Here is an 8,206-nt window from a genome sequence, read left to right as displayed (position 1 = left end):
ATGTCGGTGATGCCACCGTTGTGATCCATCTCGACTTCTCCGGCGACCAGCGGCACCCGGCAGGTGCCACAGATCCCCATACCGCAGGCCTTGGGAATGTGCAGCCCCAGCTTGGCCGCGGCGGTGTGTACCGTCTCGCCCGGCTGGATGCGCACGCTCTTGCCGGTGCTGCTGAACTCAACGCTGAGCATGTCGGCGGCATCGAGCTCCTCGGCCTCGGCCTCGGCCTGCTCGACATGCTCGATGACCTCTTCCTGCACGTCCAGCGGCGTGGCGCCGAACGACTCCTCGTGGTAGCGGCTCATGTCGAAGCCGTTCGACTCGAGCAGGCGCTTGACGGCATGCATGTAGGGCGTGGGGCCGCAGCAGAAGATCTCGCGGTCCATGAAGTCGGGCGCCATCAACTCGAGCATTGCCTGGCTCAGGTAGCCGCGGAACCCGGCCCAGGCCTCGCCCAGCTCGTCGCTGCGTTCGCAGACGATGTGCAGCTTGAACTCGGGAATCCGCGAGAAGATGTGCTCGAGTTCGCGATGGAAGATGATGTCCTTCGGCGTGCGCGAACTGTGGACGAACTGCAGGTCCACCGCGGCGTTGGTATCGAACAGCCAGCGCACCATCGACATCAGCGGGGTGATGCCGACCCCGCCGGAGAGCATCAGCACCTTGTCGGCGGCATGATCGATGATGTTGAAGTTGCCCACCGGACCGTGCACGGCCAGCTCGTCGTTGACCTTGAGGTTGTCGTGCAGCCAGTTGGAGACCACCCCACCAGGCATGCGCTTGACGGTGATCGAGAAGCTGTACGGCACCGACGGCGAGCTGGAGATGGTGTAGGAACGCATCACCTGTTCACCGTCGATCTCCAGCTCCAGGGTCACGAACTGGCCCGGCTTGAAGAAGAACATCACCGGCTGCTCGGCCATGAAGCAGAAGGTGCGCGTATCCCAAGTCTCCTGGATTACCTTGACACAGCGCACCAGGTGGCGCCCGTTGGTCCAGGTCTGGGTGGTGACGGGATTGAGGAAGTTCATTGTCATGTTCGTGTCGCCTGGGGCTGCAGCGTGAGGGTCTCCGACCGCGGTGCCACCGCCTGCCGTTGGTCGAATTCTGCGCAGCCCGGCGCCTCGCCACTTGCCTGTTAGCGACACAAGCATGCCCAACAGGTACACCGCCTCGACTTTTCCTGCCGCCCCGCGTCGCGGTTGCATCATCGCACGTCGTCGGTAGACAACCCCCCCTTCGGGCACTGTTCCACACTCGCCTCAACCCGCCGCGGGGCTCACCGGGGCGCGGCCCTTTAGAAAACGCTGAATAAATAGCCGAGCATAGTGAAGCGCAAGGCGCACGGAGCACAGAAAGCGAGATATAACGAGGGGTTAAGCGAGCTTTCGAGCACCGCGCAACGAAGCGATTTGCATGCGCAGGCATTTACGCAGTGTTTCCTTTATGACCTTGGCTGTATTCCAATAATCCCGCTGCCGCTCATGCGGCCCAGCAATGAGGAAACGTCCCACATGGATCCCATGTCACCCGCCCGCCTGGACGACCCCCTGGCCCCGGCCCGCGCGGCCACCGCCGAGATGCTGGCCAACCGCCGGCAAAACTACTCTCTGCCTCAGCCCTTCTACAATGACGAGCGCCTGTTCGCCCTCGACATGCAGGAGATCTTCGAGAAGGAGTGGTTGTTCGCCGGCATGACCTGCGAGATTCCCAGCAAAGGCAACTACATTACTCTCGAGGTCGGCGACAACCCCGTGGTGATCGTGCGCGGCAGCGATGGCGAAGTCCACGCCTTCCACAACGTCTGCCGCCATCGCGGCTCACGGTTGTGCGTTGCCGACAAGGGCAAGGTCGCCAAGCTGGTCTGCCCCTACCACCAGTGGACCTACGAGCTGGACGGTCGCCTGCTGTTCGCCGGCACCGACATGGGCAAGGACTTCGACCTCTCTGCCCACGGCCTCAAACCGGTTCACGTTCGCACCGGTGGCGGCTACATCTTCGTCAGCCTGGCCGACGAGCCCCCGGCCATCGACGACTTCCTCGCGACGCTGGATCACTATCTGGCCCCCTACGACATGGCGAATCTCAAGGTCGCCGTCGAGTCCAGCATCGTCGAGCAATGCAACTGGAAGCTGGTGCTCGAGAACAACCGTGAGTGCTACCACTGCAACGGCGCTCACCCCGAGCTGCTCAACTCCCTGCAGGAGTTCGACGACACCGACGACCCCCGCGCCACGCCAGCCTACAAGGCGCTGGTCGAGCGCAAGCAGGCCGATTGGGAAGCCCAGTGCGTGCCCTACAAGCTGACGCGTCTCGACCGCCGCAACCGCTTGACCCGCACGCCGCTGCTGGACGGCGCGTTGTCGATGACCATGGACGGCAAGCCGGCCTGCAAGAAGCTGATGGGCAACCTGCAGAGCGCCGACCTGGGGTCGCTGCGCATCCTGCACCTGCCCAACTCCTGGAACCACTTCATGGGCGACCATGCCATCGTGTTCCGGGTCCTGCCGCTCGGCCCGCAGCAGACGATCGTCACCACCAAGTGGCTGGTGCACAAGGAGGCAGTCGAAGGCGTCGACTACGATCCCCTCGAGATGCGCAAGGTATGGGACGCCACCAACGATCAGGACCGGCGCCTGGCCGAGGAAAACCAGCGCGGCATCAACTCGAAGAGCTACGAGCCCGGCCCCTACTCCGAGACCTACGAGTACGGCGTCATCGACTTCGTCAACTGGTACAGCGAACGCATGCTGGAGAACCTCGGCCACAGCGCCCCCAATCTCCAGCTCGCCAACGGCTGATCGAGCGCGCCTGCTCGACCCGCTTCACGCCTGTGCATCATGGGCCCGCCGCTGGCGGGCCCATTGCCTTGTCGCATCTCCCTCCCGTACGACACACCCCGTCCGGCTCTGGCGGTCGGATGCCTGGCCTTGTCCAGCCCGCCTCATGCTGTCGCTCAGGCCTCCTCGGCGGGTGGCTCGTCACCTTTCGCCAGGTCCGGCAGCAGGAAGCTCTCGATGGCCTGACGCACCGAGGGCAACATCACGTCGCTATGCGCCATCAGCTCGTGCACCAGCTCGGCGAGCCCAGGTACGCCGACTTCCACGTGCTTGAGTCGCGCCATGCGCGCACAGGTCTCGGGACAGGCTCCCTCGGGGATCCGAATGCCCAGCGCCACCAGGCGCTCTCGGAAGTCGTCCCCATCGATCAGGTCGACGATCATCATGCGATGTTTCTCCTCTTGGAAGGTTCGGTGTGGTTCACCATCAGCGGCGTCATTGCGGTGCCGCCTCGATAGGCCCGTCTCCCGGGCTCAGCCGGCAGGCGGCGTATTTGAATTCGGGAATCTTGCCATAGGGATCCAGCGCCGGGTTGGTCAGCAGGTTGGCGGCGGCCTCGGCATAGCAGAACGGCACGAACACCATGCCTTCGGTCATGCCCGGGTCGACGCGTGTCCTGAGGGTGATCCGGCCGCGTCGGGTGACGATGGTCACCGGCTCGCCCGGGACGAGCTTCAACCGGCGTAGCTCTCCTGGCGCCAGGCTGGCCACGGCTTCCGGCTCGAGGTCATCGAGCACCCGAGCACGGCGGGTCATGGCCCCGGTATGCCAGTGCTCCAGCTGTCGCCCGGTGGTCAACACCGTGGGGTAGTCGCCATCGATGGGCTCGTCCGGCGGCAGCGGAACGGTCGGCGAGAATCGCGCCTTGCCCGAGGCGGTGGGAAAGGCATCGCCGAACACCACGTCCCATCCCGGTGCATCGTCCGCCGGACAAGGGTAGGTCACCGAACCCTCGCGCTCGAGGCGCTCCCAGGTGATGTGATCCAGCGAGACCATGCCATGCTTCATTTCGGCGAACACCTCGCGGGGATGGGCGTAGTCCCAGCCCAGGCCGAAGCGTCGGGCGATCTCCTGAATGATCCACCAGTCGGGCCTGGCCTGCCCGGGCAGGGGCACGGCCTGGCGTCCCAGCTGTACCTGGCGGTTGGTATTGGTCACCGTGCCGTCCTTCTCCGGCCAGGCCGAGGCCGGCAGTACCACATCGGCGAACTGGGCGGTCTCGGTGACGAACAGGTCCTGCACCACCAGGTGTTCGAGCTGTCCCAGGGCCGCCCGAGCATGTTCGAGATCCGGGTCCGACATCGCCGGGTTCTCGCCGAGGATGTACATGCCCCGGATCACCCCATCGCGAATGGCGTCCATGATCTCGACCACGGTGAGGCCGGGCGTCTCGTCCAGCGGCGTATTCCACAGCTCCTCGAAGGCGGCACGTAGCTGGGCATCGCCCACCGGCTGGTAGTCGGGCAGCACCATGGGAATCAGGCCGGCATCGGAAGCGCCCTGGACGTTGTTCTGACCGCGCAGCGGATGCAGGCCGGTGCCGGGACGCCCGGTATGGCCACAGGCCAGCGCCAGCGAGATCAGGCAACGGGCGTTGTCGGTGCCGTGAACATGCTGGGAGATGCCCATGCCCCAGAAGATCATCGCCCGCTCGGCGGTGGCGTAGAGGCGGGCCACCTCGCGAATCGCCTGCGGATCGACGCCGCAGCTCGGCGCCATGACCTCGGGCGTCAGCTCACGGACGTGCTCGGCCAAGGCCGCGAACCCCTCGGTGTGGGCGTCGACATAGTCGTGGTCGACCAGATCTTCGGTCACGATGACGTTGAGCATGGCATTGAGCAGCGCCACGTCCCCCCCGGGCGTGAAACGCAGCGAGCGGTGGGCGTAGGCGTCCAGGGCCTGGCCGCGCGGGTCGAGGATCACGATCCGAGTGCCCTGCTTGGCGGCCTGCTTGAAGAAGGTCGCCGCCACCGGATGATTGACCGCCGGATTGCAGCCGATCAGCACCACCACGTCGGCTTCCAGTGCCTGCAGGAAGGAGGCCGTCACCGCGCCGGAACCGATGCATTCCATCAGCGCCGCCACCGAGCTGGCATGGCACAGACGGGTGCAGTGATCGACGTGGTTGGAGCCGAAACCGGTGCGCACCAGCTTCTGGAACAGCCAGGCTTCCTCGTTGGTGCACTTGGCGCTGCCGAAGCCGGCCAGCGCCGCCGGGCCGTGGGTCGTCTTGAGGTCGACGAGCCCCTTGGCGGCCAGTTCAAGCGCCTCGTCCCAGCTCGCCTCGCGGAAGTGGCTGCTCGGGTTGGCAGGATCGAAGTCCGGATCGAGCGCCTTGGCCACGCCGGGCTTGCGGATCAGCGGCATGGTCAGGCGCGCGGCATGGCGCGGATAGTCGAAGCCGAAGCGACCCTTGACGCACAGCCGGTTGCGGTTGGAGGGGCCATCGCGCCCTTCCACGGCAAGGATGGCATCGTCCTTGACCTGATAGGTGAGCTGACAGCCTACGCCGCAGTAGGGGCACACGGAATCCACGCGACGATCGGCCGCGCGAGAGTCACCATGCCCCTTGTCGTCAACCAGGGTATCCGGCATCAGGGCACCGGTGGGGCAGGCCTGGACGCACTCGCCGCAGGCCACGCAGGTGCTCTCGCCCATGGGATCGTCGAAGTCGAACACCACCTTGGATGCAGCACCGCGATGGGCCAACCCGATGACGTCGTTGACCTGCACCTCGCGACAGGCGCGCACGCAGAGGTTGCACTCGATGCAGGCGTCGAGGTTCACGGCCATGGCGCTGTGCGAGCGATCATGCATCGGTGCGGCCTCGCGTAGCGGCACATGGTGCACGGTGGGTGCCGAACGATCCTCGCGCGGCGGCAACCATCGGCGCACGGCGTCGGCGTCGAGCCCCAGCGCCTCGGCGGTGTCCCAGAAGTGGCTGGAACGGTCGGGGCCCTGCTCACGCGCGGGCTGGTCGACCAACAGCAGCGCCATGACGCCCTCCCGGGCGGCGCGCGCCCGCTCGGAGCTGGTACTGCGCACCACCATGCCCGGCGCCGCCTCGCGCAGGCAGCTGGCCGCCAGCACCCGCTCGCCCTCGATCTCGACCATGCAAGCCCGGCAGTTGCCATCGGCCCGGTAGCCGGGGGCGTCCTTGTAGCACAGGTGGGGAATGGTCTCACCGGCACGCAGGGCGACCTGCCACAGGGTGTCGCCGGGCGCGGCGCTCACTTCCACGCCGTCCAGGGTCAGGGTGAAGGTCTCGTGACTCATGACGTGCCCTCCCTTACCCCTTAACGATCACGTTCTGGTCGGCGAGCGCATCGCGAAAGTCGCGCAGCAGGCTCAGCACCGGATTCGGCGCCGCCTGGCCAAGGCCACAGATGGAGGCATCCATCATGACCCGCGACAGCCGTTCCAGGTCGGCCGCCTGCCAGGTATCGCGCTCGATCAGGGTCAGCAGCTTTTCGGTGCCCACCCGGCAGGGCGTGCACTGGCCGCAGGACTCGTCGGCGAAGAACGCCATCAGGTTGGCGGCCACGGCGCGCAGGTCGTCGTGGTCGGACAGTACGATGATCGCCGCCGAGCCGATGAAACAGCCGTGCTCCTGCAGGGTGTCGAAGTCCAGCGGAATATCCGCCTTTGACGCCGGCAGGATGCCGCCAGAGGCGCCGCCGGGCAGGTAGCCGGCCAGTCGATGTCCCTCGGCCATGCCGCCGCAATACTCTGCCACCAGCTCGTTCAGGGTGATGCCCGCCGGCGCCAGATGCACGCCGGGCCGGTTCACCCGTCCTGACACCGAGAAACTGCGCAGCCCCTGGCGACTGCGACGTCCCTCACCGGCGAAGGCCTCGGCGCCCTCCTGCCAGAGGCGAGGAATCCAGTAGACGGTCTCGACGTTGTTGACCAGCGTCGGCCGACCGAACAGCCCCCGCTGGGCAACCAGCGGCGGGCGATGGCGAGGCTTGCCGGGCTTGCCTTCCAGCGACTCGATCATCGCCGACTCCTCGCCGCAGATGTAGGCCCCGGCACCGCGGCGCAGCACGATAAAGCCCGGCTCGGCCAGGCCGGCGGCCTCCAGCTCGGCGATGGCCTCGCCAAGTACCCGGTGCAGGCCGGGGTATTCGTCGCGCAGGTAAAAGTAGAGCGCCTCGGCATTCACCATCCAGGCCCCGAGCAGCGCGCCCTCGAGAACCCGGTGGGGCTCACGCTCCAGGTAGTGGCGATCCTTGAAGGTACCGGGCTCGCCTTCGTCGGCGTTGATCGCGCAGTATCGCGGACCGGGCTCGTCGCGAACGGAACGCCACTTCTTGAAGGTGGGAAAGCCGGCACCGCCCAGGCCGCGCAAGTTGGCGCGCTCCAGGGTGGCCAGCAGCGCCTCCGCCGTCACCCGACCATCTCGACAATCGACCAGCAGGCGGTAGCCGCCACCGGCGCGATAGGCATCGAGCCGCTGCCAGAGGATCGCCTCGGGATGGAAGTGGCCGGTATCGATCACCGCCTCCACCGCCTCGTGGGTGGCGTGATTGACGTGACGATGGCCCACCTCCACCACCGGCGCCATGTCGCAGCGCCCCATGCAGGGGGCCCTCAGCACTCGCACCACAGCGGGATCGTTGCCGTCCTCGAGCACGGCCCTCAGGGCGGCGGCTCCGGCCAACTGGCAAGGCAGCGAGTCGCAGACCCGCACCGTGATCGCCGCTGGCAGCGCCTGATCGTCGTGGACGACGTCGAAATGGGCATAGAAGGTCGCGGTCTCGTAGACCGCCGCCATCGGCAGGTTCATGTAGGCGGCAAGCGCCCGCAAGTCGGCGAGCGCGAGATGCCCCTGAGCGTCCTGAATCACATGGAGGTGCTCGATCAGTAGATCGCGACGCCGACGCTCCGGCGCTTCGCGTTCATCGCCGAGCCATTGGCGCAGCCGGTCGAGTGCGGCGGGATCGAGCTCCCGGCCGCGGGGGGTGCCGCGGAAGCGGCGCCTGGGGGTCACGCTCTGGACGCTCATGGTGGGCTCGTCGCGATCATCGTGCCTACCGCAAGATTGGCACCACCGTGTGTGGCTCGCAACGTCGACGACGCCGGCAGGCGGGGCGACAGATATGCCGATGTCGCTCTCGGCAAGGTCGCGACGCAAGACGGCGCCCCGAGGGGCGCCGTCTGCAGGGTCATGGCTGCGCTCAACGAGAGCACAGCCATGAAATCAGTGCTTGCTTAGGCGGCCACGTTGCGTGCGGGTCGATAACCCTGAATGGCTCGCCGCCCTGCCCCTCAGGCCGCCACGCTGCCGTGGGGGTCGATGACGAATTTCTTGGCGGCCCCGCCATCGAAGTCGGCGTAGCCCTTCGGCGCCTCGTCCAGGGTGA

Annotated in this window: 5 protein-coding genes; 1 reads left to right on the top strand and 4 read right to left on the bottom strand. The window is 66.6% G+C overall.

The annotated features are described in order from the left end of the window. Positions 1 to 1,037, bottom strand: a 1,037-nt coding sequence (locus FHR96_RS18660) for an FAD-binding oxidoreductase (protein ID WP_246393038.1), incomplete at its 3' end; no start/stop codon positions are given. Between the two features lie 477 nt (positions 1,038 to 1,514). On the opposite strand from FHR96_RS18660, the gene FHR96_RS18655 reads away from it, so the two are divergent. Beyond that, positions 1,515 to 2,801 carry an aromatic ring-hydroxylating oxygenase subunit alpha gene (locus FHR96_RS18655; RefSeq protein WP_183389244.1) on the top strand — a complete coding sequence of 429 codons (1,287 nt, stop codon included), beginning with the start codon at positions 1,515 to 1,517 and terminating at the stop codon, positions 2,799 to 2,801. Between the two features lie 155 nt (positions 2,802 to 2,956). On the opposite strand, the gene FHR96_RS18650 is transcribed toward FHR96_RS18655, so the two are convergent. The 3 genes from FHR96_RS18650 to FHR96_RS18640 are packed head-to-tail and all read right to left on the bottom strand — an operon-like array spanning position 2,957 to position 7,848. Further along, positions 2,957 to 3,226 (bottom strand): hypothetical protein, encoded by a 270-nt coding sequence (locus FHR96_RS18650; RefSeq protein ID WP_183389243.1) that lies wholly within the window; start codon positions 3,224 to 3,226, stop codon positions 2,957 to 2,959. A 49-nt stretch (positions 3,227 to 3,275) separates the two neighbouring features. After that, positions 3,276 to 6,116, bottom strand: a complete 2,841-nt coding sequence (gene fdhF, locus FHR96_RS18645) for a formate dehydrogenase subunit alpha (RefSeq protein WP_183389242.1) — start codon at positions 6,114 to 6,116, stop codon at positions 3,276 to 3,278. Between the two features lie 13 nt (positions 6,117 to 6,129). Continuing rightward, positions 6,130 to 7,848 carry an NADH-ubiquinone oxidoreductase-F iron-sulfur binding region domain-containing protein gene (locus tag FHR96_RS18640; protein ID WP_183389241.1) on the bottom strand — a complete coding sequence of 573 codons (1,719 nt, stop codon included), beginning with the start codon at positions 7,846 to 7,848 and terminating at the stop codon, positions 6,130 to 6,132. Positions 7,849 to 8,206 lie beyond the last annotated feature (358 nt).

The organism is Halomonas organivorans (assembly GCF_014192055.1).
GTDB classification, from domain to species: Bacteria; Pseudomonadota; Gammaproteobacteria; order Pseudomonadales; family Halomonadaceae; genus Halomonas; species Halomonas organivorans.
The sequence above is the reverse complement of the archived record's forward strand: the minus strand, read 5'-3'. Positions and strand labels throughout refer to the sequence as shown.

What these genes read in the sequence shown, in the direction of transcription:
- FHR96_RS18655 (WP_183389244.1), top strand. Translation starts at nt 1,515, where the DNA reads ATGGATCCCATGTCACCCGCCCGCCTGGACGACCCCCTGGCCCCGGCC.
- FHR96_RS18650 (WP_183389243.1), bottom strand. Translation starts at nt 3,226, where the DNA reads ATGATGATCGTCGACCTGATCGATGGGGACGACTTCCGAGAGCGCCTG.
- fdhF (WP_183389242.1), bottom strand. Translation starts at nt 6,116, where the DNA reads ATGAGTCACGAGACCTTCACCCTGACCCTGGACGGCGTGGAAGTGAGC.
- FHR96_RS18640 (WP_183389241.1), bottom strand. Translation starts at nt 7,848, where the DNA reads ATGAGCGTCCAGAGCGTGACCCCCAGGCGCCGCTTCCGCGGCACCCCC.